At 73.2% G+C, this 24370-nt stretch carries 21 protein-coding genes and 1 pseudogene; 7 read left to right on the forward strand and 15 right to left on the reverse strand.

The window, feature by feature from the left end; all coding sequences use genetic code 11:
* Positions 1–20 precede the first annotated feature (20 nt).
* From cobA to ABZ135_RS31105, 7 genes are all read right to left on the reverse strand, one after another.
* Positions 21–1283: a uroporphyrinogen-III C-methyltransferase gene (gene cobA, locus ABZ135_RS31075; RefSeq protein ID WP_356700383.1), complete on the reverse strand. Its 1263-nt coding sequence runs from the start codon at positions 1281–1283 to the stop codon at positions 21–23.
* Positions 1284–1573: 290 nt separating this feature from the next.
* On the reverse strand, positions 1574–4930 hold the full coding sequence (gene cobT, locus ABZ135_RS31080; protein WP_356700385.1) for a nicotinate-nucleotide--dimethylbenzimidazole phosphoribosyltransferase: 3357 nt from the start codon (positions 4928–4930) through the stop codon (positions 1574–1576).
* A gap of 319 nt (positions 4931–5249) precedes the next feature.
* Entirely contained in the window at positions 5250–6431 is a 1182-nt protein-coding gene (cbiE, locus tag ABZ135_RS31085; protein WP_356700387.1) for a precorrin-6y C5,15-methyltransferase (decarboxylating) subunit CbiE, read from the reverse strand.
* A gap of 60 nt (positions 6432–6491) precedes the next feature.
* Positions 6492–7127: a GNAT family N-acetyltransferase gene (locus ABZ135_RS31090; protein ID WP_356700389.1), complete on the reverse strand. Its 636-nt coding sequence runs from the start codon at positions 7125–7127 to the stop codon at positions 6492–6494.
* A 138-nt stretch (positions 7128–7265) separates the two neighbouring features.
* Positions 7266–8123, reverse strand: coding sequence for a MetQ/NlpA family ABC transporter substrate-binding protein (locus ABZ135_RS31095; protein WP_356700391.1), 858 nt, complete (start codon positions 8121–8123; stop codon positions 7266–7268).
* Positions 8124–8204: 81 nt separating this feature from the next.
* The gene (locus ABZ135_RS31100; RefSeq protein ID WP_356700393.1) at positions 8205–8873 is read right to left on the reverse strand and encodes a methionine ABC transporter permease; all 669 of its coding nucleotides are present in this window, start codon (positions 8871–8873) and stop codon (positions 8205–8207) included.
* Complete coding sequence (locus ABZ135_RS31105; RefSeq protein WP_356700395.1) at positions 8870–9928, reverse strand: ATP-binding cassette domain-containing protein; 1059 nt, start codon at positions 9926–9928, stop codon at positions 8870–8872. The genes ABZ135_RS31100 and ABZ135_RS31105 overlap by 4 nt, the downstream gene beginning before the upstream one ends.
* A 565-nt stretch (positions 9929–10493) precedes the next feature.
* Between ABZ135_RS31105 and ABZ135_RS31110 the strand changes: the two genes are divergently transcribed.
* Together ABZ135_RS31110 and ABZ135_RS31115 are read left to right on the forward strand one after the other, a co-directional pair.
* Complete coding sequence (locus ABZ135_RS31110; protein WP_356700397.1) at positions 10494–10856, forward strand: hypothetical protein; 363 nt, start codon at positions 10494–10496, stop codon at positions 10854–10856.
* Positions 10857–10858: 2 nt separating this feature from the next.
* Positions 10859–11269 (forward strand): hypothetical protein, encoded by a 411-nt coding sequence (locus ABZ135_RS31115; protein WP_356700399.1) that lies wholly within the window; start codon positions 10859–10861, stop codon positions 11267–11269.
* A 90-nt stretch (positions 11270–11359) separates the two neighbouring features.
* On the opposite strand, the gene ABZ135_RS31120 is transcribed toward ABZ135_RS31115, so the two are convergent.
* The gene (locus ABZ135_RS31120; RefSeq protein WP_356700401.1) at positions 11360–11758 is read right to left on the reverse strand and encodes a hypothetical protein; all 399 of its coding nucleotides are present in this window, start codon (positions 11756–11758) and stop codon (positions 11360–11362) included.
* A gap of 148 nt (positions 11759–11906) precedes the next feature.
* Here ABZ135_RS31120 and ABZ135_RS31125 point away from each other — a divergent pair, with 148 nt between their 5' ends.
* Entirely contained in the window at positions 11907–12872 is a 966-nt protein-coding gene (locus ABZ135_RS31125) for a helix-turn-helix domain-containing protein (RefSeq protein ID WP_356700403.1), read from the forward strand.
* Positions 12873–12976: 104 nt separating this feature from the next.
* Here the strand turns inward: ABZ135_RS31125 and ABZ135_RS31130 are convergent, their stop codons facing one another.
* From ABZ135_RS31130 to ABZ135_RS31140, 3 genes are all read right to left on the reverse strand, one after another.
* Positions 12977–13459, reverse strand: coding sequence for a GNAT family N-acetyltransferase (locus ABZ135_RS31130; protein WP_356700405.1), 483 nt, complete (start codon positions 13457–13459; stop codon positions 12977–12979).
* A 37-nt stretch (positions 13460–13496) separates the two neighbouring features.
* Complete coding sequence (locus tag ABZ135_RS31135; RefSeq protein ID WP_356700407.1) at positions 13497–14036, reverse strand: sigma-70 family RNA polymerase sigma factor; 540 nt, start codon at positions 14034–14036, stop codon at positions 13497–13499.
* Between the two features lie 186 nt (positions 14037–14222).
* Positions 14223–15416, reverse strand: coding sequence for a glycerophosphodiester phosphodiesterase (locus ABZ135_RS31140; RefSeq protein WP_356700409.1), 1194 nt, complete (start codon positions 15414–15416; stop codon positions 14223–14225).
* A gap of 230 nt (positions 15417–15646) precedes the next feature.
* On the opposite strand from ABZ135_RS31140, the gene ABZ135_RS31145 reads away from it, so the two are divergent.
* Positions 15647–16321 carry a lysophospholipid acyltransferase family protein gene (locus ABZ135_RS31145; RefSeq protein ID WP_356700411.1) on the forward strand — a complete coding sequence of 225 codons (675 nt, stop codon included), beginning with the start codon at positions 15647–15649 and terminating at the stop codon, positions 16319–16321.
* A 70-nt stretch (positions 16322–16391) separates the two neighbouring features.
* Here the strand turns inward: ABZ135_RS31145 and ABZ135_RS31150 are convergent, their stop codons facing one another.
* On the reverse strand, positions 16392–17936 hold the full coding sequence (locus ABZ135_RS31150; RefSeq protein WP_356700413.1) for an MFS transporter: 1545 nt from the start codon (positions 17934–17936) through the stop codon (positions 16392–16394).
* Positions 17933–18484 carry a helix-turn-helix domain-containing protein gene (locus ABZ135_RS31155; protein ID WP_356700414.1) on the reverse strand — a complete coding sequence of 184 codons (552 nt, stop codon included), beginning with the start codon at positions 18482–18484 and terminating at the stop codon, positions 17933–17935. Before ABZ135_RS31155 ends, ABZ135_RS31150 begins: the two co-directional genes overlap by 4 nt.
* 85 nt (positions 18485–18569) lie before the next feature.
* Here ABZ135_RS31155 and ABZ135_RS31160 point away from each other — a divergent pair, with 85 nt between their 5' ends.
* The gene (locus ABZ135_RS31160; RefSeq protein WP_356700416.1) at positions 18570–19079 is read left to right on the forward strand and encodes an HAD domain-containing protein; all 510 of its coding nucleotides are present in this window, start codon (positions 18570–18572) and stop codon (positions 19077–19079) included.
* Positions 19080–19097: 18 nt separating this feature from the next.
* Here the strand turns inward: ABZ135_RS31160 and argH are convergent, their stop codons facing one another.
* Positions 19098–20525, reverse strand: coding sequence for an argininosuccinate lyase (gene argH / locus ABZ135_RS31165; protein ID WP_356700418.1), 1428 nt, complete (start codon positions 20523–20525; stop codon positions 19098–19100).
* An 81-nt stretch (positions 20526–20606) separates the two neighbouring features.
* On the reverse strand, positions 20607–21800 hold the full coding sequence (locus tag ABZ135_RS31170; RefSeq protein ID WP_356700420.1) for an argininosuccinate synthase: 1194 nt from the start codon (positions 21798–21800) through the stop codon (positions 20607–20609).
* 140 nt (positions 21801–21940) lie between these two features.
* Here ABZ135_RS31170 and ABZ135_RS31175 point away from each other — a divergent pair, with 140 nt between their 5' ends.
* Both ABZ135_RS31175 and ABZ135_RS31180 read left to right on the forward strand, forming a co-directional pair.
* Complete coding sequence (locus ABZ135_RS31175; RefSeq protein WP_356700422.1) at positions 21941–23311, forward strand: hypothetical protein; 1371 nt, start codon at positions 21941–21943, stop codon at positions 23309–23311.
* 211 nt (positions 23312–23522) lie between these two features.
* Positions 23523–24229 (forward strand): annotated as a pseudogene (locus tag ABZ135_RS31180) (L,D-transpeptidase family protein).
* Positions 24230–24370: the final 141 nt, after the last annotated feature.

The following is a 24370-nucleotide window of genomic DNA, read 5'->3' on the forward strand; positions in this document are numbered from 1 at the left end:
GGGGCGGGGTCGGGGCGCGGCTATTCGGCCGGCTGCCGGACCAGCTTGTCGGGGGCCTCGTTCACCACGTCGCCGATGACGATCACCGCCGGCGGGCGGACGTCCTCGGCCTTCACCGTCTCGGCGACCGTGGCCAGCGTCGCGTCCACGCGGCGCTGGGTGGCCGTGGTGCCCTCCTGGACCAGGGCCAGCGGGGTGTCCGGCGACTTGCCGTGCGCGACCAGCGCCTCCGCGATCTTTCCGATCTTGTCGACGCCCATGAGGATGACCAGGGTGCCCGTGAGCTTCGCGAGGGACGCCCAGTCCACCAGGGAGCGCGGGTCGTCCGGCGCCACGTGACCGCTGACGACGGTGAACTCGTGCGCCACTCCGCGGTGCGTGATTGGGATGCCGGCGGCACCCGGCACCGAGATCGAGCTGGAGATGCCCGGGACCACCGTGCAGGCGATACCCTCGGCCGCCAGCGCCTGGGCCTCCTCCATGCCCCGGCCGAACACGAACGGATCGCCGCCCTTGAGGCGGACCACCGACTTGCCCTGCTTGGCATGCTCGATCAGCGCGTTGTTGATGGCCTCCTGGGCCATGAAACGGCCGTACGGGATCTTCGCCGCGTCGATCACCTCGACGTGCGGGGGAAGCTCCGAGAGGAGGTCACGCGGGCCCAGCCGGTCGGCGATCACCACGTCCGCCTCGGCGAGGAGGCGGCGGCCGCGGACCGTGATCAGGTCCGGGTCGCCCGGGCCGCCGCCGACCAGGGCCACGAACGGGGTGCGGGCGCGGTGGGACGGGGCCGTGATCGAGCCGTTGCGGAGGCCCTCGACGACGGCGTCCCGGACGGCGGCGGAACGGCGCGGGTCGTGGCCCGTGAGGACGGCGACGGTCACGCCCTCGCTGTGGCCGGTGGCCGGGGTCCAGGCGGTGGCCGCCTCGGCGTCGTCGGAGCGCACGCACCAGGTCCTGGTCCGCTCGGCCTCGGCGGAGATGGCGGCGTTCGCCACCGGGTCGGTGGTGGCGACGAGGGCGTACCAGGCGTCGGCCAGGTCACCCTCCTCGTAACGGCGCCTGATCCAGGTGATCTCGCCCGCCTCGGCCATCGCGTCCACGGACGGGGTGGCGGAGGGAGAGATCAGGGTGATCTCCGCCCCGGCCGCGATCAGGGCCGGCAGCCGGCGCTGGGCGACCTGCCCGCCGCCGAACACGACGACGCGGCGGCCGGCGAGGCGCAGTCCGACGGGGTAGGCGGGGTGCTCGGCGTGCTCGGCGTGGTCGGCGTGCTCGGCCATGGTGCGGGCGGCTCCTCTGAAGGGGCGGTGGTGTGCCCCAAACGATAGCGGTGACCTGCGGTTTTCTCGCTGTGACGGATGTCCCCCGTGGGCCGAGCGCCGTTGGTCGGTGCGTGGGGGACGTGCAGGTACCCGTGTTCGGGACTGCATGATTTACGGCGCGGCCGAGGTCACGGGAGGGCGGGAACGCCCTTGTTCCGCGCCACAAATCACGCTTTACGTCCCGAACACGGGTCCCTGCACGTCCCCCACTCCCGTCGGTGGGGCGGGGGCGTGCGGGGGTGCGGCTGCTACTTCTCCGTGACGCCCGCGGAGTCGAACGTGGCGACCTCGTGCATCGCCCGCGCGGCACTCTGGACCACCGGGAGGGCGAGGAGTGCTCCGGTGCCCTCGCCGAGGCGGAGGTCGAGGTCCACCAGCGGGCGCAGGCCCAGCTTGTTGAGGGCCGCGACATGGCCCGGCTCGGCGCTGCGGTGGCCCGCGATGCAGGCCGCCAGCGACTCGGGGGCGATGGCCCGGGCCACGAGCGCGGCCGCGCCGGTGGAGACGCCGTCGAGGATGACCGGGGTACGGAGCGAGGCCGCGCCCAGGATCAGGCCGACCAGCGCCGCGTGCTCCAGGCCGCCGAGCGCGGCGAGGACGCCGATCGGGTCCGCCGGGTCCGGCTTGTGCAGGTCGAGGGCGCGGCGGACGACGTCCACCTTGCGGGCGTGCATCTCGTCGTTGATGCCCGTGCCGCGGCCGGTGACCTCGGTCGGGTCCACGCCCGTGTACACCGAGATGAGGGCGGCGGACGTGGTGGTGTTCGCGATGCCCATCTCGCCGGTGAGGAGCGCCTTGTTGCCGGCGGCGACGAGGTCACGGGCGGTCTCGATGCCCACCTCGATCGCCGCGACCGCCTCCTCGCGGGTCATGGCCTGCGTGATCGTGAAGTCGGCCGTGCCCGCGCGGACCTTGCGCGGCAGCAGGCCGGGCGTGGCCGGGAGGTCGCCGGCGACGCCGACGTCGATGACGCAGACCTCGGCGCCCACCTGGTTCGCGAAGGCGTTGCAGACCGCTCCCCCGCCGAGGAAGTTCGCGACCATCTGGCCGGTCACCTCCTGCGGCCAGGCGGTGACCCCCTGGGCGTGCACCCCGTGGTCGCCGGCGAAGATCGCCACGGCGGCCGGCTCCGGAATCGGCGGCGGGCACATCCGGGAGAGGCCCGAGAGCTGGGCGGAGATGATCTCCAGCATGCCCAGCGCGCCCGCGGGCTTGGTCATGCGCTTCTGGCGTTCCCACGCCTCGCCGAGCGCCTTGGCGTCCAGCGGGCGGATGTTGGCGACGGTCTCCTGGAGCAGGTCGTGCGGCTCCTCGCCGGGCAGGGCGCGGCGGCCGTACGTCTCCTCGTGGACGACCCACGACAGCGGGCGGCGCTTGGACCAGCCCGCCTGCATCAGCTCGGGCTCCTCCGGGAACTCGTCGACGTAGCCGACGCAGAGGTACGCGACCACTTCGAGGTGCTCGGGAAGGCCGAGGGCGCGGACCATCTCGCGCTCGTCGAAGAAACTGACCCAGCCGACGCCCAGGCCCTCGGCGCGGGCGGCGAGCCACAGGTTCTCGACGGCGAGCGCCGAGGAGTACGGGGCCATCTGCGGCTGCGTGTAGCGGCCGAGGGTGTGGCGGCCGCCCCGGGTCGGGTCGGCGGTCACGACGATGTTGACCGGGGTGTCGAGGATGGCCTCGATCTTCAGTTCCTTGAACTGCTTCGCCCGGCCCTTGGGGAGCGACTTGGCGTACGCCTCGCGCTGGCGCATGGCGAGCTCGTGCATCGTCCGGCGGGTCTCGGCGGAGCGGATGACGACGAAGTCCCACGGCTGCGAGTGGCCCACGGAGGGGGCCGTGTGGGCGGCCTCCAGGACGCGCAGGAGCACCTCGTGCGGGATCGGGTCGGAGCGGAAGCCGTTGCGGATGTCGCGGCGCTCGCGCATCACGCGGAGCACGGCCTCGCGCTCGGCCTCGCCGTAGCCCGGGGCACGGTCGCCCTGCACGTCGTCCGGCGACGTCGTCGGGGAGGGGACGGTCTCCGGTGACGCCGTCTCGGACGGGGCGGCCTCCGGTGACGCCGTCTCGGACGGGGCGGCTTCCGGCGACTCCGTCTCGGACGGGGCGGTCTCCGGCGACTCCGTCTCGGACGGGGCCGTCTCGGACGGGGCGGCTTCCGGCGACTCGATCTCCGACGGCGCGGTGGTGGGCGGCGCGGTCTCGGAGGGCTCGCTGTCCGTCGGCATGCTCTCGGTGAGGGCCGCTTCGGCCGCCGGTGCCTCGGCCGCCAATACCTCGGTGGGGGCCACCTCGGTCGGCTGCGCCTCGGTGAGGGCCGCCTCGGTCGGCTGCGCGTCGGGCAGCGGCGCCACGGGGAGAGGGGTCTCCGTCGGCTCCGCCTCGGCTGCGGGCTCCTCGGCCGGGAGGGCCTCGACGGGGGCCGCCTCGGTCGGGTGTGCCTCGGGGAGGGGCGTCTCCGTCGGCTCCGGCTCGGGCGCGGGCTCCTCGGCCGGGAGGGCCTCGGCGGGCTGTGCCTCGGTGGGCGGCTCCTCGACCGGGAGGGCCTGGGCGGCGGGGGCCTCGGGCATCGGCTCCGGGGCGGGCGCCACCTCGGCCACCGGGACCTCTTCCGCCGGCACCTCGGCCGCCGGGGCGGCGGCGACCTGCTCGGCGGGGGCCGGGACCGCCTCCGGCTGGGGCTCCTCGACGGGGGCCGGGGCCTCCTCCGCCACAGGGGCGGCCTCCACGACGGGCTCCGGCTCGGGCTCGCGCGGGGCGGGGACCTCGGCGACGGGCTCCGGGGCCGGAGCGGGGGCGGGCTCCGGCTCGGGCTGCGGGGTCGGGGCGAGGTGCGGGGCCGTCGGGACGGAGCCCTCGACCGGGACGAACTGGGCGACCGGCGGGACGACCGTTTCTGCGACGGGCTCCTGGGGCTGCGCGGGCCACGGCATCGCGCCCTGCGGCGCCGTCTGCTGGCCCTGCGGGGGCACGTCCAGATACTGCGGGCCCTCGGTGGGCGGGCCCGGGGTGCGTACGGGCATCGGGGCGGGCGCCGTGGCGGCCGTCGGGGCGGCGGGGCCGCGGTCGGCGAGCGAACGCACCACACCGGCGCCGGCGTCCGGCACCGGCGGGCCCATGTGCAGGGGGCGGCGGGCGGGCGGCGGGGTCGGCGCGCCGGCCGGGTCCGGCGTGCGCACCGCGCCCAGGTCCACCGAGCCCGAATCGCGGCCCGCGGCCTCGTGGGCGCCGGTGTCGAGGACACCCGGCTCGTAGCCGTGGTCGAGCGCCGGCTCCTGCGGGGCCTCCGCGGGGACGCCGTGCGCGGGCGTGCCGTGCTGCGGGACCGGCACGCCCTGCGGCGGGGTGGCGGTCACCTGCTCGATGGGGGCGGTCAGCGGGTCCACGGGAGCGGGCACCGCGACCGGCGGCGCGGGCTGGACGCCCGGCTGGGGCTCGCTCCAGGCGCCCTGCGCGCCCGGCATCAGGAGCAGGTCGTCGTCCTCGGCTGCGTTCTCGGAGGGGTCCAGGAAGGTGTACGCGCCCGGAGCGGGGATGCCCGGCTGCTCGACCATGCCTGCGTTCTCCGGCAGCCCCTCGCCCGGGATCTGGCCGGTGTCCGTCATGCTGCGTACCCCTCGCCCATCGGTTGTGCTCCTTCAGACCTTGCCCGTCAACAAGAACGAGCGTGCGCGCCGCGCGGCACGAGACACGCGGACACCCATGCATTGTCGCGGCCTCGGGCCATCGTGGCAGGCGGATCCGCCACGGTGCGCTGTGGACTGCGCCACGTCGCGCGGTCCCCCACTGCTCCGTACCACATCAGCGGCCCAATGGGGCAACTACTTCCGGACATTGACGAACAAAACGCCGAACGTCCCGGTGCGGTACAACAATCGGCCAGCCTACCGCGCCCCTCGGACGGCGCGATCACGGGTCGGCCCCTCAGGTCCTGCGGCCGGCCAGCAGGAAGACGACGGACCGGGCGCGCTCCGCCCAGTCGTCCGGGGCGAGGCCGACCGTCTGGAGCAGGGCGCACTCGACGTCGTAACCGCCGTCGGCGAGCGCGGCGCCGATCGCCTCGGCCTCGTCGCGGGTGGCGGCGTGCGCGACGATCCGTTCGGGCCTGCGGTCGGTGCAGGCGGTGACGACGGGGACTCCCCCGCCGCCGATGCGGACGACGTCGGGCTCGGGCAGGCTCTCCAGGACGTGCGGGGCGCGGCCGGGGACGGTCTGGAGCTGGACGCCGGCCCGGCGGGCGGCGGCCTCGGTGCGGGCGCAGGCGCCGGGGTCGGTGTCGACGGCGATGACGGCGGCGCCGAAGCGGGCGGCCTCGACGGAGAAGACGCCGCCGGCGCAGCCGATGTCCCAGACGAGGTCGCCGACGCGGGGGCCGAGGCGGGCGAGTTGGGCGGCGCGCAGGGTGGCGTCCTGGCCGGTGCGGCCCTCGGTGTCCTCCGTGGGCAGGGCCCAGCCGCGTACGGCGGGCGTGTCGTGGCCCATGAGCCAGCCCGCGGCGGAGTTGCCGCCGCCGATGACGAGGACGACGTTGGGGTCGCGCCAGGCGTGGTCGGCGGCCTTGTCGGAGGTGAGGACGCTGACCTGCTCGCGTTCGGTGCCGAGGGCTTCGCAGATGACGAAGGTGCGGTGGACTCCGTCGAGGAGCAGGGCGAGTTCGGCGGGTCCGGCGCCGGGCGAGGTGAGGACGGCGACCTTGGGGTGGGCGCGGCAGACGTTGACGGCGCGGCGCAGGGTGCGCTGGTGGGCGACGACGATCCGGGCGTCGTCCCAGGGCATGCCGGCCCGGGCGAAGGCGGCGGCGACGGAGGACACGGCGGGGACGACCTCGACCTCGAGGCCGTGCTCGGGGGCGCGCAGGGTGCGGACGACGCCGAAGAAGCCGGGGTCGCCGTCGGCGAGGACGACGGCGGTGCCGCGGTGGGCGGCGATGCGGCGGGCGGCGAGGTCGACGCTGCCGAGGCGGACGCGTTCGGCGGCGGGCGGCACTTCGGGCAGTGCCAGGTGGTGGGCGGCGCCGGCCACGAGGGTGGCGGCCGCGAGGGCGGACCGGGCCGCCGCGGTGAGGGGTGAGCCGTCCCAGCCGATCACCGTGACCCGGTCGGCCATCTGTGTCTGTCTCCCTCGGAGTGTGTGCAGGTCGGGGCGGGTCCGAGCCTACCGGGGCGGTCAGCTCCAGTCGGCGTAGGTGGAGTAGCCGGCCTCGGCCATCTGGTCGGCGACGCCGTCGAGGTCCTCGGGGAGGAGGCTCCAGACGATGAGGTCGGTGCGGATGTCGGCCCACTCGCCGGACTCGGTCTGGCTGCGCGCTATCCAGGCGTTGCGCAGGACGCCTTCGCTGATGCAGCCGATCTTCTGGGCGACCTGCTGGGAGGCGGTGTTGTCGGCGGCGGTGCGCAGTTCGAGGCGTTCGAAGCCGCGGTCGCCGAAGAGCCACTGGGCGACGGCGAGGACGGACTCGGTGGCGTATCCCTCGCCGCGGGCCCAGGGGGCGGTCACGTAGGCGACCTCGGTGGCTCGGGTGCGCCAGTTGGTGTTGTGGAGGTGGACGGTACCGACGAGGCGCTGGGTGAGGAACTCGGTGACGGCGAAGACGATGCCGCGGCCTTCGGTGCGTTCCGCAGGAGCGATCCTGCGCACCCATTGCTCGGCGTCCGCGCGGGTGTACGGGTGCGGGACGGAGGTCCAGGCGACGACGAGTTCGTCGTTCATCATCTCCACGAAGGCGGGGATGTCGGCCTCTTCGTACGCGCGCAGCACCAACCGGTCCGTGCTGATGGAGATGGACGGGAAGGTCGTAGTCATGCGCAGCTCCATACGTGAAGACCGTGAACGCACAGCATGCAGCATGGGGATGCCGCCGCGCATGCGCGGGTGAGCCGAAGGCCCCGCGTGCCGGACGGGGCGCGCGGGGCCTGCGGGACGGGGGCGGTACCGCCGGTGTTACTTCGCGGGGGTGCCGAAGGCCGGGATGACCGAGCCCTTGTAGGTGTCCTCGATGTACTTCTTCACCTCGGGCGAGTTGAGGAGCTTGACGAGCTTCTGGACGCGGGCGTCCTTCTCGTTGCCTTCCTTCACCGCGAGGAAGTTGGCGTAGGGGTTGCCCTCCGCCTTCTCCAGGACGAGGGAGTCCTTGGCGGGCTGGAGCTTGGCCTCGATGGCGTAGTTGCCGTTGATGACGGCGGCGTCGACGTCGTTCAGGGCGCGGGGCACGGTGGCGGCCTCCAGCTCCTTGAACTCCAGGCCCTTCTTGTCGGTGATGTCGGAGAGCTTGGCGTCGGTGCCGACGCCCGCCTTGAGGGTGATGAGGCCGTTGTCGGCGAGCAGGTGGAGGGCGCGGCCCTCGTTGGTGGTGTCGTTGGGGACGGCGATGGTCTGGCCGGCCTTGATGTCCTTGACCGACTTCAGGCTCTTGGAGTAGAGGCCGAGCGGCTCCAGGTGGACGTTGGCCACCGGGACGATGTGGGTGTTGTTCTTCTTGTTGAAGTCGTCGAGGTACGGCTTGTGCTGGAAGAAGTTGGCGTCGACCTGGCCGGTCTCGGTGGCGGTGTTCGGCAGGACGTAGTCCGTGAACTCGCGCACCTCCAGCTTCAGGCCCTCCTTCGCGGCGAGGTTCTTCTTGACGAAGTCGAGGATGTCGGCGTGCGGCGTCGGGGACGCGGCGACGACGAGTGCCTTGTCGGGGGAGCCGGCCGCGTCCTTGGAGGAGGACGGGTCGGAGGAGGTGCCGCAGGCGGTGAGGCCGAGGGCGAGGGCGGCGGTGGCGGCGATGCCGGTGGTGAGCTTGATGTTCTTACGCACGAAGAGTGCCTCTTTCCGGTGGTGCGGTGGTCGCCTGGACAACAAGTCCGGGCTTGTCTTCGGGTGGCGAAGTCGGGGGCCTTACGCGGTGCGGCCGCGGCGGGCGAGGAGGCGGACGACGCCGTCGCCGATGAGCTGGACGACGGTGACGATCACGACCAGGACGACGACGGTGACCAGCATGAAGGTGGTGTCGAAGCGCTGGTATCCGTAGGTGACGGCCTTGGAGCCGAGTCCTTCGCCGCCGACCGCGCCGGCCATCGCGGAGTAGCCGATGAGCACGATCACGGTGGTGGTGACGGCGGAGACGAGCGAGGGCAGGGCCTGCGGGAGGAGGACCTTGCGGACGATGGTGGGGATGCCGCCGCCCATGGCCTGGACGGCTTCGACGAGTCCGTGGTCGACCTCGCGGATGGCGGTCTCGACGAGCCGGGCGAAGAAGGGGATGGCGCCGATGGCGAGCGGCACGATCATCGCGGTCGGGCCGATGAAGGTGCCGACGACGAAGGTGGTGAACGGGATCAGGGCGATCAGCAGGATGATGAAGGGCAGCGAGCGGCCCACGTTCACGATCGCGCCGACGACCTTGTTCACCGGCCGGTTCTGGAGGAGTCCGCCCTTGTCGGTGAGGACGAGGAGGATGCCGAGGGGGAGGCCGCCGATGACGGTGACGACGGTGGCCCACAGGACCATGTAGAGGGTGTCGACGGTGCCCTGCTCGAGGAGCGGCTGCATCTCGGACCAGGTCACTTGGCACCTTCCTTCACCAGCGCGGGCGCCTCGGCGGGCACCGGCCGGTCCTGCGGTTCGACGATCTCGATCTGGAGGCCCTGCTCGCGCAGGAAGCCGACCGGGACGACGTTGTCCTCGTAGCGGCCGGGGAGCTCGATGCGCATGCGGCCGATCTGCCGGCCGCCGACGGTGTCCATGGCCGCGCCGAGGATCGAGATGTCGATGTTGTACGTACGGGAGAGCTGCGAGATCACCGGCTGGGTGGCGGTCTCGCCGTGGAAGGTGACGTCCACGACGGTGCGGTCGGGGCCGGTGGCGGCGCCGCTGACGGGGAAGAGCTCGGCGGCGAGCTGGGAGCCGGGGGTGGCGAGCAGTTCGCCGACGGTGCCGGACTCGACGATGCGGCCCTTCTGCATGAGGGCGGCCGAGTCGCAGATGGTCTTGACGACGTCCATCTCGTGGGTGATGAGGAGGACGGTGAGGCCGAGCTGCTGGTTGAGGTCGCGCAGCAACTGGAGGATGGAGCGGGTGGTCTCCGGGTCGAGGGCGCTGGTGGCCTCGTCGGACAGGAGGACCTTGGGCTCGCCGGCGAGGGCGCGGGCGATGCCGACGCGCTGCTTCTGGCCGCCGGAGAGCTGGCCGGGGTACGCCTTGGCCTTGTCGGCGAGGCCGACGAGGTCGAGGAGTTCCAGGGCGCGGCGGGTGCGCTCGGCGCCGGAGACGCCGAGGATCTCCAGGGGGAGCTCGATGTTGTCCTTGACGGTGCGGGAGGACAGCAGGTTGAAGTGCTGGAAGACCATGCCGATGCGGCTGCGGGCGCGGCGCAGGTCCTTGCCGGCGCGCCGGCCGCGGCCGGCGAGGGCGGTGAGGTCGACGCCGTCGACGGTCACGGTGCCGGAGGTGGGGCGCTCCAGGAGGTTGACGCAGCGGATGAGCGAGGACTTTCCGGCGCCGCTCTGGCCGATCACGCCGAAGACCTCGCCCTCGCGGACATGGAGGTCGACGCCGTCCAGAGCGGTGACCTGGCGGCCTCGCGACTCGTAGACCTTGGTCAGGCCCGAAGTGGTGATCACAGGGTTTCCGTCACTGTCGAGTGCGCGGCGCGGGGTCCGCCGGGCACGGGGCATTCGTCGTTCGGACAGTCAGGCGCAGGCGGTCGCTGTCGCGGCTGGTGGCCGGGAGGCAGCGGGTGCGCGGGGCGGGCTCGGTCCGGCACCCGGGGGGTGCGGGCCGGCGCGGCCGTCGGGGCTCGCTTCGGGGCGCGAGTCTCTGGCGGGGGCCCTCAGATGGCGCACATTCGACACAGACAACGAGCACCGGGCGTCGTGATCGCCTCGGTCGCAAGGGTGCGGCTGCTCGTCGTGGTCATGGGGGCAAGTAAAGCATGCACATGTGCGAACGACGGCGGAGTGTCCGTATAGCGGACATGACTGAGACGCCATGCGGACAGTCCGGCCCGGCCGGGCGGTGCGCGACGGCCTCCCTCTCCCGCCGGTGGCCTGGCACGACACCGCTCGGCTCGGGGTGTCCGCCGGAGCCGTTCGCGAGCGCGTTCTGTGGCCGAGGCCACGCTTCGGTCCGGCGGGCGACCGGGGGCCGCGCGCATCGGGCCATTCGGCCCGTAATACCCTCGGGCGCATGCTTGACGCCCTGACGGTCGCGGTCTCGGTGGCCGCGCTCGCGCTCGCCGCCTGGTGCGGCTTCGCCTTCACCCGGGACCAGCCCACCAAGGACTGGCACTTCATCGGCATGGCCGTGGTGGCCTTCCTCGCCCTGGTGCAGCTCGTGGTCGGCATCGTGCAACTGGCGCGCGGCGAGAAGGCCGAGGAGGGCGCGACGATCTTCGTCGCCTATCTGCTGGGCGCGCTGTGCGCGGTGCCGGCGGCCGGTCTGATGTCGCTGACCGAGCGCAGCAAGTGGGGCTCGGCGACGGTGTCGGCCGGCGCGGTGGTGCTCGCCGTGCTCGAAGTGCGTCTCCACGACATCTGGACGGTGGGCTGACCATGACCGCGACCGAGGGGACCACGCGCCTGGTCAAGGGACCGGGCATGCTGGTGGTCTGGCTGTACGGCGTGATGTCGGTGGGCGCGGTCTCCCGCTCGATCTACCAGATCGCCACCGAGTTCGACCGGGCGCCGCTCGCGTACGGCCTGTCGGCGGTGGCGGCCGTGGTGTACGCCTTCATCACCTACACGCTGGTACGGGGCGGGGAGACGGCCCGCAAGGCGGCGCTGGTGTGCTGCGCCGCCGAGCTCGCGGGCGTACTGATCGTGGGGACCTGGACGCTGGTCGAGCCGTCGGCCTTCCCGGACGCGACGGTCTGGTCGAACTACGGCTACGGCTACATCTTCATTCCGGTGCTTCTTCCGCTGACCGGCATCTGGTGGCTGCGCCGGTCGCGCACGGCCGCGTGAGCGGTACGGCCGCCTGAGCGGTACGGCCGCCTGAGCGGTACGGCCGCCTGAGCGGTACGGCCGCGTGAGCCGCCGCGTGTCCGGACGCTTCTAGAGCGCGGCCAGGAGGAGGGCGAGGGCGCCGCAGGCGTCGAAGACGCCGCACCACTCGGACCACTGCCGGGGTGCCACCCGCGCCTTCACGAAGTGCGCGGCGTCCCACACGGCGTGGCCCAGCCAGCCGGCCGCCAGGACGAGGAGCGCGAGGGTGCCGTCCACGGTCACGGCGAGCAGGGCGACGGCGGCGAAGGCGGCGAGGCCGGCCAACTGCGCGGCGAGGACGCGCGGGGGCCGCAGTTCGCCGCGGAGCGCGCCGAAGAGCAGATAGAACAGCGGCATCGCGGCGAGGACCGCCGCGAGGAACTCCGGTGCCGGCCGGCCGTCGACGAAGGTGAGGCCCGCCAGGGCCAGGGCGACCAGGGTGGGCCAGCGGTGCGCGAGCGTGTGCATGCGGGTGCCTTCCGGGAGCGGCCTGTCGGCGAGCGCGGCGGGTGCCGTGAGGACCACTGTCGCGGGCGTCCGGGGCGCCGGGAAGCGGTGTGCGGCCGCGGTGTCCGTCCCCTTGGGGTACCCGTCCTTCCGGCATAGGGTCGGGCCCATGGCGGAGCGGCTCATGGTGGTGGTCGGTTACGAGGCGGCCGAGCTTCTGGACATCGCGTGCGTGACCACGACCCTGGCCATGGCCAACGGGATCGGCGCGCCCGCGGTCCCGTACCGGGTGCTCCTGGCGGGTCCGGGCGGCGGCCCCCTGGTCTGCGGCTCGGGTCTCGTCCTCGGCAGCGAGCAATCGCTGGAGCGGCTGACCGGCCCCCTCGACACGCTGATCGTCTCGGGCGGTACGGGCTTCGAGCGGGCGGCGGCGGACACCCGGCTCGTCGGGCACGTGCGGCGGCTCGCGCGGGAGAGCCGCAGGGTGGCGTCGGTGTGCACGGGTGCGGGAGTGCTGGCCGCGGCCGGGCTCCTCGACGGGCGGCGGGCCACCACGCACTGGCGGTTCGCGCGGCAGCTCGCCGAGCGGCACCCGAAGGTGACGGTGGACCCTGCCCCGATCTACGTCCGCGACGGGCACGTGTACACCGCCGCCGGGGTCACCAGCGCCCTCGACCTCACCCTCGCGTTCGTCGAGGAGGACCACGGTCCGGAGCTGGCCCGCCAGGTCGCCCGGGACCTCGTGGTCTATCTCCAACGGCCGGGGAACCAGGCGCAGATGAGCCTGTTCACCGCGACCCCGCCGGCCCGCGACGCCACGGTCCGCGGCCTCGTCGAGCACATCGCGGCCCATCCGGACGGCGACCTGAGCACGGCGGCGCTCGCGGCCCGGGCGGGGGTGACGCCCCGCCATCTGACCCGGATGTTCACGGAGCAACTGGGCCGGGCGCCCGGCCGTTATGTGCGGCAGGCCCGCACCGAGGCGGCCGCGCAGCTCCTCGCCTCGACGACGCTGCCGCTGGCCGGGGTGGCGGCGCGCTGCGGGTTCGGCAGCGCGGAGGCGCTGCGGCAGGCGTTCACCGAGCGGTTCGGGATCGCCCCGTCCCGCTACCGGGCGGCGATGCGGCCCGCCTGAGCTGCGGGCCTGACGGAACAGGACGGGGGCGGACGGGAGGGCTGGGGTGTGCGGGACGGTGGGCGGGGCCGGTCCGGTGTCCGGCCCCGATCCGCCGGTGCCGGCTAGGCGGCCTTCTCCAGGGTGACGAGGGTGAGGCGCGGGCCGATCTCGCGGGTGGCGACCTGCTCGTACCCCTTGCTGCGGTAGAGGCGCAGGTTGCCCTCGCTGCGGTGGCCGGTGAAGAGCTGGAAGCGCTTGGCGGCGGGGGCGGGCTCGCCCGCGAAGTGGCTCTCGATGGCGTCGAGCAGGCGGCCGCCGAGGCCGTGGCGCTGGAGGCGGGGGTGGACGATGAGCTTGGCGATCCGTACGGTGCCGTCCTCGTCGAGCCGGCCGCGTACGGAGGCGACGATCTCGTCGCCGAGGCGGGCGACGAAGCCCTTGCCCTCGGCGAGTTCGGCGCGCAGGGCGTCCAGCGACTGGGTGAGCGGCTCGATGGACCAGTCCTGGTAGATCTCGGCCTCGCGCTGATAGCAGAGGTACTGCAGCTTGAGGATGTGCTCCGCGTCCTGCGCCTCTGCCGCTGAGATGGTCACGCTCATGCCCATGTGTGCATGCCTCCCGCTCACCTGGTCCGCCGTCGGTCTACGGCACCCTTCCCCGTGCGACCGGGGCGGGAACCTCCGCAGCCAGCATTCTGCGCAGGCATCCCAGGCAACGGGAACGCATCGGCCCCAGACTCCCCTGTGAGATACCCAACGCTCCTGCGATTTCCCGGTAGGTGGGGTCGTCCGGGTGGAGCATCGCGGTGAGCAGCCGGGGGCAGTGGCCGGGGGTGCGGCGGACGGCGGCGCGCACGGTGCGGCGGCGTTCGGCGGCGAGCGCAGAGTGCTCGGGCGAGCGGTGGGGATCGTGCGCCGGTTCGCCGCGGTAGGGCCGTTCGCGGGCCGAGGCCCGGCGGGCGCGGCGGGCCTCGGCCCGTACGGCCCGGCGCAGCCAGTCGGCCGGATGGTCGGGGACGCCGTCCTCGTGGAGGCGTTCCAGGAGCCGTAGCCAGACGGCCTGTTCGAGGTCTCCGGCCTCGACGCCGGCGGCCGGGGCCTCCGCCAGGGACTCGGCGGCGAGCAGGGGCCGGAGGGTGGCGAGCAGCGCCTCGCGGGAGGTGCGGGAGGTGGAGGAGGTCATGCCCGCCACGATGCGGCGCGGGCCGGGCCCGGTTGCGGGCCGGGCCGGGAACCACCCGGTCGGCGGTACGCGGGTGGATATTGGATCCAATATCTCGGATCCAATATCCAGGAGCCCGTACCCCGGGGACCGCATCCGGCATCCCGTATCCAGGATCCCGGATCCAACATCCAGGATCCCGCGGCCTCAGCGCCCCGAGAACTCCGCCGCCGCCAGCAGGGCGGTGTCGGGGTTGTCGGAGAAGATGCCGTCGATGCCGGTGGCGAGGTAGCGCCGGAGGGCGCCGAAGGAGTCGCCGTACGCGGTGGGGTCGGTGCCCCTGCGGTGGTCGGCGGGCAGGAAGGTGTTCTCGTTGCGGTGGGTGTACGGGTGGAGGATCAGGCCCTTCGCATGGGCGTCGCGCACCAGCGTCGTCGGGGTGCCGAGCCGCCCGTCCTTGTCCTTGGGGATGACCAGGTCGAGGAGGGGGCCGATGCCCTGGGCGTAGGAGGCGATCCAGGCCAGGCCCTCGGGGGTGACGAGGTCGGCGACCGTGCGCGGGTCGCCCGTCTCGCGGAAGTCCCAGGGGCGGTCGTCGGGGGTCCACAGGAGCACGACGCGGGGCGTGTCGACGAGCTTCGCCATCCGCTGCATGCTGGTGGGCTCGAAGGACTGGAGGAAGGTCGGCGAGTCGGCGCGGTGGCGGCCGTAGCGGCGCAGCAGCCGGGCGAGCCGCTCCTCGAGGCGGAGGCCGATCGAGCGGAAGTAGGTGGGGTGCTTGGTCTCGACGTGCAGCCAGATCTCGCGGCCCCGCCGGCGGCCCTCCTCCTCGGCCCAGCGGAGCACCTCCTCGAAGGTGGGGACGGTCCAGCGGCCGTCGTAGAGGGTGTTCTCCTGGCGGGTGCCGGGGATGCGCTCCTTGGCGCGGAGGGTCTTCAGCTCGGCGAGCGTGAAGTCCTCGGTGAACCAGCCGGTGAGGGCGGTGCCGTCGACGGTCTTGGTGGTCCTGCGGGAGGCGAACTCGGGGTGGTCGGCGACGTCGGTGGTGCCGGTGATGTCGTTCTCGTGGCGGCAGACCAGGTGGCCGTCCTTGGTGGGGACGAGGTCCTGTTCGATGACGTGGGCGCCGAGGTCGAGGGCGAGCCGGTAGGAGCCGAGGGTGTGCTCGGGGCGGTAGCCGCTGGCGCCGCGGTGGGCGATGACGGTGGGGACGGGCAGGGAGCGGTAGCCGCGGCCGCGTCCGGTGCCACGGGCGGCGCCCCGGTCGGTGTCGGCGGCGACGGCCGACTGGACGGCCTGCGCGGTGCCGCCGGCGAGGACGGTGGAGCCGCCCAGGACGGCGGCTCCGGCCGCTCCGAGGACCGCGCGTCGGGCCGGGGTCGGGCGCTCGGGCTGTGTCATGAACACTCCTTGGTGTTTCCGTGTGATGTCCCGCACCTGTCAAAGGTGTCCCCGACGCTAGGCAGTCATGCCCTACGGACGGCAGACCTGCGGGGAACATGGCGGAAACACACGTCAACACCGCGTATCCATGGGGTGAACCCGATGTGCGACCGGACGTGACCCGCGAGTATCGTCGCCACCTGCACCGTCGGCTCCCTGGAGCCGCCCGCCCGACACCGGAGGAACCGTTGTCCCGTCTCGCGATCATGAAGGCCACCCTGGGCCCGGTCCTGCGCCTCATGTTCCGGCCACGCGTCGAGGGCGCCGAGAACGTCCCCGGCACGGGCCCGGTCATCCTCGCGGGCAACCACCTGACCTTCATCGACTCGATGATCATGCCGATCTGCCTGGACCGCCAGGTGTTCTTCATCGGCAAGGACGAGTACGTCAAGGGCAAGGGCCTCAAGGGCCGGCTGATGGCCTGGTTCTTCACCAGCGTCGGCATGATCCCCGTGGACCGCGACGGCGGCCGCGGCGGTGTGGCCGCGCTGATGACGGGGCGTCGGGTCCTGGAGGAGGGCCGGATCTTCTCGATCTACCCCGAGGGCACCCGCTCCCCCGACGGCCGCCTCTACCGGGGCCGGACCGGCATCGCCCGGCTCACCCTGATGACGGGCGCGCCGGTGGTGCCGTTCGCGATGATCGGCACCGACAAGATCCAGCCGGGCGGCGCGGGCATCCCGCGGCCGGGCCGGGTGACGGTCCGCTTCGGCGAGCCGATGGAGTTCTCCCGCTACGAGGGCATGGACCGCGACCGGTACGTGCTGCGGGCGGTGACGGACTCGGTCATGGCGGAGGTCATGCGGCTGTCGGGTCAGGAGTACGTGGACATGTACGCCACCAAGGCGAAGGAAGCCGCGTAACGCGCAGAGCGGATACGACGGAGGGCGCCCCCCGGTCCTGGGGGGCGCCCTCCGTCGTATCGTCCGGGCGTCAGTGCTCGACGCCGTCGGCCAGCTTCTGGCCCTTCAGCAGGAACCAGGCCGCGACCGCCGTCGCCAGGAGGACCGCCGCGCCGACGCCGGCCGCGATGCGCAGGCCGTCGACGAACGCCTCCTGGGCGGCGGAGACCAGCGCACCGGCCTGCGCCGGGGCGAGGCCCGCGGACGCCTCGACGGCGCCGCCGAGCGAGTCGTGGGCCGCGGCCGCGGTACCGGCGGGGATGCCGGCCGGTGTGGCGAAGCCCCGGTAGACGCCGGTCACGATGGAGCCGAGGAGGGCGATGCCGAGGGCCGCGCCCAGCTCGTAGGCCGTCTCGGAGACCGCGGAGGCGGCACCGGCCTGCTCCTTGGGGACGCTGGAGAGGATCACGTCGGCGGTGACGGTGAACGCGAAGCCCGCGCCCACGCCGACGACGAGCAGGCTCGCGCCGAGCAGCGGGTAGCCGGTGGACTGGCCGATGGTGGTCAGGGCCGCCAGGGCGAGGCCGATGGCGGCCAGGCCGCCCGCGACGACGGACCGCACCGTGAACCGCCGGGCGACGTGGCCGGCGATCAGACCGGCCGTCACCGCCCCGATGGCGGCGGGCAGTTCGGCGAGCCCGGCCTCCAGCGGCTGCCGGCCCTGGACGAGCTGGAAGAACTGGGACAGGAAGAACACCAGACCGGACAGGCCCAGGATGGTGAGCAGGTCGGCGAGGACGGCGGCGGAGAAGCCGCGGTTGCGGAACAGCCGCATGTCCAGGAGCGGGGTCGGCAGGGTGAGCTGGCGGCGTACGAACCAGGTCAGGCCGCCGAGGCCGACGGCCGCGGCGACGGCCACGTCGAGGGTGAGGCCGTGCGAGGCCACTTCCTTGATCGCGTAGACGACGCCGATCATGCCGACGAGGGAGAAGCCGACGCTCGGGAGGTCCCAGGGGCCGGGGTTCGGGTTCTTCGACTCGGGGATCAGCTTGACGCCGATGAGGACCAGGACGGCCATCACGGGCAGGTTGATGAGGAAGACCGAGCCCCACCAGAAGTGCTCCAGCAGGAAGCCGCCGACGACCGGACCGACGGCGGCGCCGGCCGAGGCCATGGCGCCCCAGATGCCGATGGCGAGGCTGCGCTCGCGCGGGTCGTGGAAGAGGTTGCGGATCAGCGCGAGCGTGGACGGCATGAGGGTGGCGCCGGCGACACCGAGCAGGGCGCGGGCCGCGATCATCATCTCGGGGCTGGTGGCGTACGCGTTGATCACGGAGACGGCGCCGAAGGCGACGGCACCCACCAGCAGCAGCTTCTTGCGGCCGATGCGGTCGCCGAGGCTGCCCATGGAGACGAGGAGACCGGCGATGACGAAGGAGTAGACGTCGCCGATCCACAGCAACTGGCTGCCGGAGGGCTTGAGGTCCTCGGAGAGGAACGGGGTCGCCAGGCCGAGCACGGTGGCGTCCACGGCCACCAGCAGGACGGCCAGGACGAGCACGGCGAGGGCGAGCCACCGGCCGGGACGGCGGACGCCCTCGGTATGGCTCTCGTGCTGTACGGTTTCGGTGATCACTGCTCCACGCTCCTGCGCGCTCCGCCGAGCAGCAGCTCGGCGATCATGTACTGGAAGTCCTTGGCGGCGACCCGCCCGTCGGCGACCGCGTAGGCGCCCGCGCCGACCAGCCCGTAGAAGGCCTCGCTGAGCCAGACGGGCGTCAGGTCGATCCGGAAGACGCCCTGCTCCTGGCCGCGCCGGAAGAGTCCGGCGATCCGGGCGTCGAGGCGGGCCCAGCCCTCGTTCTGCTGGTCGCCCTCGAAGAGCTGGTTCTCGGTGACGAGGAAGGCCAGCAGCGGTGCGACCGGCTCCGTGGCGCCGATCAGCCTGCGTACCGCCTCGTCGGCGGGCCCCTCACCGATCCGGGCCGCGTCGAGCGCGGCCTCGGTCTCCTCGATGCACATCTGCTCCAGCGCCCGGACCAGCGCGTCCCGCCCCGCGAAATGGCGGTGCAGGGTGGCGCGGCCGATGCCGGCGGCCCGGGCGACCTCGTCCATGGTGGCGGTCGCCTTGCGGGAGAGCAGGCCGGCGGCGGCGTGGAGCACCTGGGTGCGATCGACTGACATGAGACAACCATACACCGAATGAGACATCAATGTCTCATTCGAAATTTCCACGCCTCACGTAGGCAGGGGAAGGAATGCTGTGGACATGACGAAGCCGCTGCTGCTGATCGATGTGGACGGGCCGCTGAATCCCTATGCGGCGCAGGCCGAGCGCAGGCCCGAGGGCTATACGACGCACCGGATGCGGCCGGACGGCTGGTTCGCCGGCAAGCCGCTGCGGGTGTGGCTGAACCCGGGCCACGGGCCCGAGCTGCTGGCGCTCGCCGACGCGTACGAGCTGGTCTGGGCGACGACGTGGAAGGGCGAGGCCAACGACTGGATCGGGCCGCGCCTCGGGCTGCCCGAGCTGCCCTTCATCGACTGGCCGAACATGCACGGGGCCTCCCCGCGCGGGACGTTCTGGAAGACCCAGTACATCCTCGAGTACGCGCAGGGGAGGCCGTTCGCATGGGTGGACGACGACATCACGCCGTACGACCACGAGTACGTGGAGCACCACCACCTCGCCGCCGCCCTGCTGCTGCACGTCGACCCCCGGCTCGGACTGCTCCGGCCGGACTTCGACAGGCTCGCGGACTGGGCGGCGGCGCTGTAGAGCGTCGATGCGGTCGATTCAGTTCCTGGCGCCGGCCCAGGCGTGCTGGATGACCAGGTCCGCCTTGACCTCGACCAACTGGGCGGCGACCGCCGAGGGGGCCGTGCCGCCCCGGCCGCTGCGGGAGGCGAGGGCGCCGGGGACGTTCAGCACCGTACGGACCTCGGGGGTGAGGTGCTCGGAGATCTTGGCGAACTGCTCGTCCGTGAGCTCGTCGAGCTCCTTGCCCTCCGCCTCGGCGACCTTGACGCACTCGCCGGCCACCTCGTGCGCCACCCGGAACGGCACACCCTGCTTGACCAGCCACTCGGCGATGTCCGTGGCGAGGGAGAAGCCGGCCGGGGCGAGCTCCTCCATCCGCTCCCGGTGGACGGTGAGGGTGGCCATCATGCCGGTGAAGGCCGGGAGCAGGATCTCGAGCTGGTCGATGGAGTCGAAGACCGGCTCCTTGTCCTCCTGGAGGTCCCGGTTGTAGGCGAGAGGCAGGGCCTTCAGCGTCGCCATGAGTCCGGACAGGTTGCCGATGAGGCGGCCGGACTTGCCCCGGGCCAGCTCGGCGATGTCCGGGTTCTTCTTCTGCGGCATGATCGACGAGCCGGTGGAGAAGGCGTCGTGCAGGGTCACGAAGGAGAACTCCTTCGTGTTCCAGATGATGATCTCCTCCGCGATCCGGGAGAGGTTCACGCCGATCATCGCCGTGATGAAGGCGAACTCGGCGACGAAGTCCCGCGAGGCGGTGCCGTCGATGGAGTTGCCCGCCGACCCGCGCTCGAAGCCGAGGTCCTTGGCGACCGCCTCCGGGTCGAGGCCGAGCGAGGAGCCGGCGAGCGCGCCGGAGCCGTACGGGGAGACGGCGGTCCGGGTGTCCCACTGCCGCAGCCGCTCCGCGTCCCGGGACAGGGACTGGACGTGGGCCAGGACGTGGTGGGCGAAGAGCACCGGCTGGGCGTGCTGGAGGTGGGTCCGGCCCGGCATGGCGACGGCCGGGTGGGCCTCGGCGAGGCCGACCAGGGCGTCCTGGAGGTCGGCGATCAGGCCGCCGATGATCCGGGCGTGGTCCCGCAGGTACATCCGGAAGAGGGTGGCGACCTGGTCGTTGCGGGACCGGCCGGCCCGCAGCTTGCCGCCGAGCTCGGCGCCGAGGCGCTCCAGGAGGCCCCGCTCCAGGGCGGTGTGGACGTCCTCGTCGGCGATGGTGCCGGTGAAGGAGCCGTCGGCGACGTCCGCCTCCAGCCGGTCGAGGCCGGCCAGCATGCGGGTCAGCTCGTCCCCGGTGAGCAGTCCGGCCTTGTGCAGCACGCGCGCGTGGGCACGGGAACCGGCGATGTCGTACGGCGCGAGACGCCAGTCGAAGTGGACGGACGCGGACAGCTTCGCCAGGGCCTCCGCGGGCCCGTCGGCGAACCGGCCGCCCCAGAGCCGGACGTCACCGTTGTTGCTGCTCACAGCTACTGCTCCTCAAGACGGTGGGTGTGCGGCCGCCTCCCCACCGCGGGGGTGAGGAGGCGGCTGTGGAACGAGTCGTGCCTACGCCAGGTCACGCTTGGCGGCGATCTTCGCGGAGAGCGCGAAGATGTCGATGAAGCCCTGGGCCTTCGACTGGTCGAAGGTGTCGCCCGTGTCGTAGGTGGCGAGGTTGAAGTCGTAGAGCGACTCGGCGGACTTCCGGCCGGTGACGACGGCGCGGCCGCCGTGCAGGGTCATCCGGATGTCGCCGGTGACGTGCTGGTTGGCCTCCTGGATGAAGCCGTCCAGGGCGCGCTTGAGCGGGGAGAACCACAGGCCGTCGTAGACGAGCTCGCCCCAGCGCTGCTCGACCTGCCGCTTGTAGCGGGCCAGCTCGCGCTCGACGGTGACGTTCTCCAGCTCCTGGTGGGCGGTGATCAGGGCGATCGCGCCGGGAGCCTCGTACACCTCGCGGGACTTGATGCCGACGAGCCGGTCCTCGACCATGTCGATCCGGCCGATGCCCTGGGCGCCGGCGCGCTCGTTGAGCTGCTGGATCGCCTGGAGGACGGTGACGGGCTTGCCGTCGATGGCGACCGGCACGCCCTCCTTGAAGGAGATGACGACCTCGTCGGCCTCGCGGGCGACCGCCGGGTTCTGGGTGTACTCGTAGATGTCCTCGATCGGGGCGTTCCAGATGTCCTCGAGGAAGCCGGTCTCGATGGCGCGGCCGAAGACGTTCTGGTCGATGGAGTACGGGGACTTCTTGGTGGTCGCGATCGGCAGGTTCGCCTTCTCGGCGAAGGCGATGGCCTTGTCCCGGGTCATCGCGTAGTCGCGGACCGGGGCGATGCACTTCAGGTCCGGGCCGAGGGCCTGGATGCCGGCCTCGAAGCGCACCTGGTCGTTACCCTTGCCGGTGCAGCCGTGGGCGACGATCGAGGCGTTGTGCTTGTGGGCGGCGGCGACCAGGTGCTTGACGATGGCCGGCCGGGACAGCGCGGAGACCAGCGGGTAGCGGTCCATGTAGAGGGCGTTGGCCTTGATCGCCGGGAGGCAGTACTCCTCGGCGAACTCGTCCTTGGCGTCCGCGACCTCGGCCTCGACCGCACCGCAGGCGAGCGCGCGCTTGCGGATGACGTCCAGGTCCTCGCCGCCCTGGCCGACGTCCACGGCGACGGCGATGACCTCGGCACCCGTCTCCTCGGCGATCCAGCCGATGGCGACGGAGGTGTCCAGGCCGCCCGAATAGGCGAGTACGACGCGCTCGGTCACGGGGTTCTCCTTACCTTGCAACCACTGATGGGTATAACTATGCAGTCCTCCGTATGTTTTGTCAACGCGCCTGCGGAGGGCCCACCGCGGAGGCCGAAAATCGCAGGCGGGAGCGGGGGCGCGGAACCTAGGCTCCGTGCATGAGGAGCGAGGAGAGGCCGCTGGACGCGGCGATACGGGGGCTGGCGAGCGGGGCGCGACAACTCGCCCGGGTCCTGGACGTGACGCGCCCGGAGGCGTGGACCGCGCTGGACGAGGGCATCCGCATCGCCATCGGCTACGGCGAGATCGAGCGCCCGGCACACCCCTGGCTGAGCACGAGCCGGCTCCCCGGCGCCCTGCGGGCGATGTCGCGCGCGCCGGCGCCCACGGAGGCGCGGCTCGCGCTCGCCCTGTGCGACCCCAGCGGGCTGATCCGGGAGGCCGCTCTTCCCCATGCCGCCGAGCATCTCGGGGCCCTTCCCCTCGTCGCCGTTCGCACCACCGACTGGGCCGTTCCCGTACGTGATCGGGCCCGGGCCGTCCTCGCCGAGGCCCTGCCCCGGGCGGACGCCGCCACACTGGCCGTCACCGCCTCGGTGATCCTCCGGATCCGGCGGAGACTGCGCGGCGACGCGGCCGTCGGCCTCCTTCGGGACGTTGTGCACGCCGCACCGGCCGCCACCGTCCGCGCCCTGCTCCTGAGCCCGGACCGGGCCACCCGGCGATTCGCCTTCGGCCTCGCCGTCGAGCGCGGGCTGCTCACCCCCACCGAGCTGGCCCGCACCGCCGCGTACGACAACGACGTGGCCGTCCAGGACACCGCCGCCACCGCCGCGCTCGCCGCGGGCGTCCCCGACGACACCCTGCCCGTGCTGCTCGCCGCCCGCTCGGGCCGGGTGCGCTCGGCCGGGGTCACCGCCCTGCGGAAGGCCGGGCGGGCCGCCGAGGCCGAGGCGTTCCTGCACGACCGGTCGGGGATGGTGCGGGCCTGCGCCCGCTGGGTGCTGCGCCAGGACGGCCGGGATCCCGTAGCGCTCTACCGGGCCGCCTGCGCGGACCTGGAGACCGTGCCCGACCGGGCGCCGCTCGGGCTCGCGGAGTGCGGCGACCGGAAGGGGGACACGGAGGTGCTGTGGGGACTGACCGGTCACCCGCGCGCGACGGTCCGCGCCTCCGCCGTCGCCGGGCTGCGCGTCTTCGAGGTCGTCGACCACGCCCGGTTGCTGCGGCTGCTCGACGACCCCGCGCCCGGTGTCGTACGGGAAGCGGCCCGGGCCCTGCTGCCCTGGGCGAACCGGCTGCCGGAGGAGGAACTGCTGCGCCGCACCGGGCCCGACCGGCCGCTGCACGTCCGCGTCCGCGCTCTGCGGCTGCTGCGCGAGCACGGCACGGGGGCGTACGAGGAGGCGGCCCGCCGGCTCGTGGAGGACCCCGATCCGGTGGCGCGGCTGCGGTTCCGGCGGGCCCTCGGGATCGAGGAGACCGGTCCGGGACCGCGGGGCGTCCGGGCCTGGTTCCGGTTCTCCTGACGAGCCCTCGCCGCGGGCCCTCACCCGCGGCACCGTCGCCTAGGCGGCAGCGTCGCGTACGCGCCACCGTCGGGCATCCGGGCCCGTCCGCGCGAGCGGGAACGGCCGCTGACGGGCCACCAGGTGGAGCGCCGGGTCTCGGTGCCGCCGCCGCTCCCCCGGACGGCCCCGTGATCTGGCGGGCGTCCGGCGGCCCGCCTAGCGTCGCGCCATGCGTACCCTTCTCGCCCTCGGGGTCGTCGGAGCCCTGGCCACGACGCTCGCCGCCCCCGCCCCCGGTCCGCCCGTGCCCGTGCCGCTGCCCGCCCGCATGGCGGACACCGGCGGCGGCTCGCAACTGATCACCGCCGTGGCCGCGGACACCGCCGCCACGACCGGCGTCCTCACCTGGTGGGACCGGCGCGGCGGGCGCTGGGTGAAGGCCGGGTCGGGGCCCGCGCGGTTCGGCGCGAAGGGGCTCGCCGAGGGCGGCCTGCGGCGGCAGGGCACCAACACCACACCGACCGGGCTCTACGACCTGCCGTACGCCTTCGGGTCGAGCCGGCGCCGGCCGGGACGGCGTACCGCTACGCACGGGTGACCGACCGGTCCTGGTGGTGCCAGGACAACGACGCGCGCGCCTATAACCGATGGGTGGAGGGGCTCCCCCGGGACTGCCGGGCCACCGAGGCCGAACACCTCGTCACGTACGGCACGCAGTACGCGCACGCCCTGGTCGTCGGCTTCAACTACGAGCGTCCGGTGCGCGGGCGCGGCGCGGGGATCTTCCTGCACGTGAACGGGCGCGGGGCGACCGCCGGGTGCGTGTCCGTGCCGAAGGACGCGATGCGGCGGATCCTGGCCTGGGCCGATCCGGACCGCCGGCCGCACGTCGCCGTCGGCACGCGGGGCGGGCCGACGGCGATCACGCGCTACTAGGGGGCGCCTAGGCCGTGTCTTTCGGATCTTGCCGGGCTCGCGACGTCTGGCACGCACGCTCGCCGCGTTGTCGTCGGTCGCCGATGCTCCGCATGGACTCCCTCCTCCGCCTTGCGATCGCACGCACCAGACGCCGCTCCC

The sequence above is a fragment of the Streptomyces sp. NPDC006339 genome, from assembly GCF_040612775.1.
Lineage (GTDB): Bacteria > Actinomycetota > Actinomycetes > Streptomycetales > Streptomycetaceae > Streptomyces.

Excerpts from the sequence above, each read along its gene's own strand:
- cobA (WP_356700383.1), bottom strand. The coding sequence starts at position 1,283 with ATGGCCGAGCACGCCGACCACGCCGAGCACGCCGAGCACCCCGCCTAC.
- cobT (WP_356700385.1), bottom strand. The coding sequence starts at position 4,930 with ATGACGGACACCGGCCAGATCCCGGGCGAGGGGCTGCCGGAGAACGCA.
- cbiE (WP_356700387.1), bottom strand. The coding sequence starts at position 6,431 with ATGGCCGACCGGGTCACGGTGATCGGCTGGGACGGCTCACCCCTCACC.
- ABZ135_RS31090 (WP_356700389.1), bottom strand. The coding sequence starts at position 7,127 with ATGACTACGACCTTCCCGTCCATCTCCATCAGCACGGACCGGTTGGTG.
- ABZ135_RS31110 (WP_356700397.1), top strand. The coding sequence starts at position 10,494 with ATGCTTGACGCCCTGACGGTCGCGGTCTCGGTGGCCGCGCTCGCGCTC.
- ABZ135_RS31115 (WP_356700399.1), top strand. The coding sequence starts at position 10,859 with ATGACCGCGACCGAGGGGACCACGCGCCTGGTCAAGGGACCGGGCATG.
- ABZ135_RS31120 (WP_356700401.1), bottom strand. The coding sequence starts at position 11,758 with ATGCACACGCTCGCGCACCGCTGGCCCACCCTGGTCGCCCTGGCCCTG.
- ABZ135_RS31125 (WP_356700403.1), top strand. The coding sequence starts at position 11,907 with ATGGCGGAGCGGCTCATGGTGGTGGTCGGTTACGAGGCGGCCGAGCTT.
- ABZ135_RS31130 (WP_356700405.1), bottom strand. The coding sequence starts at position 13,459 with ATGGGCATGAGCGTGACCATCTCAGCGGCAGAGGCGCAGGACGCGGAG.
- ABZ135_RS31135 (WP_356700407.1), bottom strand. The coding sequence starts at position 14,036 with ATGACCTCCTCCACCTCCCGCACCTCCCGCGAGGCGCTGCTCGCCACC.
- ABZ135_RS31140 (WP_356700409.1), bottom strand. The coding sequence starts at position 15,416 with ATGACACAGCCCGAGCGCCCGACCCCGGCCCGACGCGCGGTCCTCGGA.
- ABZ135_RS31155 (WP_356700414.1), bottom strand. The coding sequence starts at position 18,484 with ATGTCAGTCGATCGCACCCAGGTGCTCCACGCCGCCGCCGGCCTGCTC.
- ABZ135_RS31160 (WP_356700416.1), top strand. The coding sequence starts at position 18,570 with ATGACGAAGCCGCTGCTGCTGATCGATGTGGACGGGCCGCTGAATCCC.
- ABZ135_RS31175 (WP_356700422.1), top strand. The coding sequence starts at position 21,941 with ATGAGGAGCGAGGAGAGGCCGCTGGACGCGGCGATACGGGGGCTGGCG.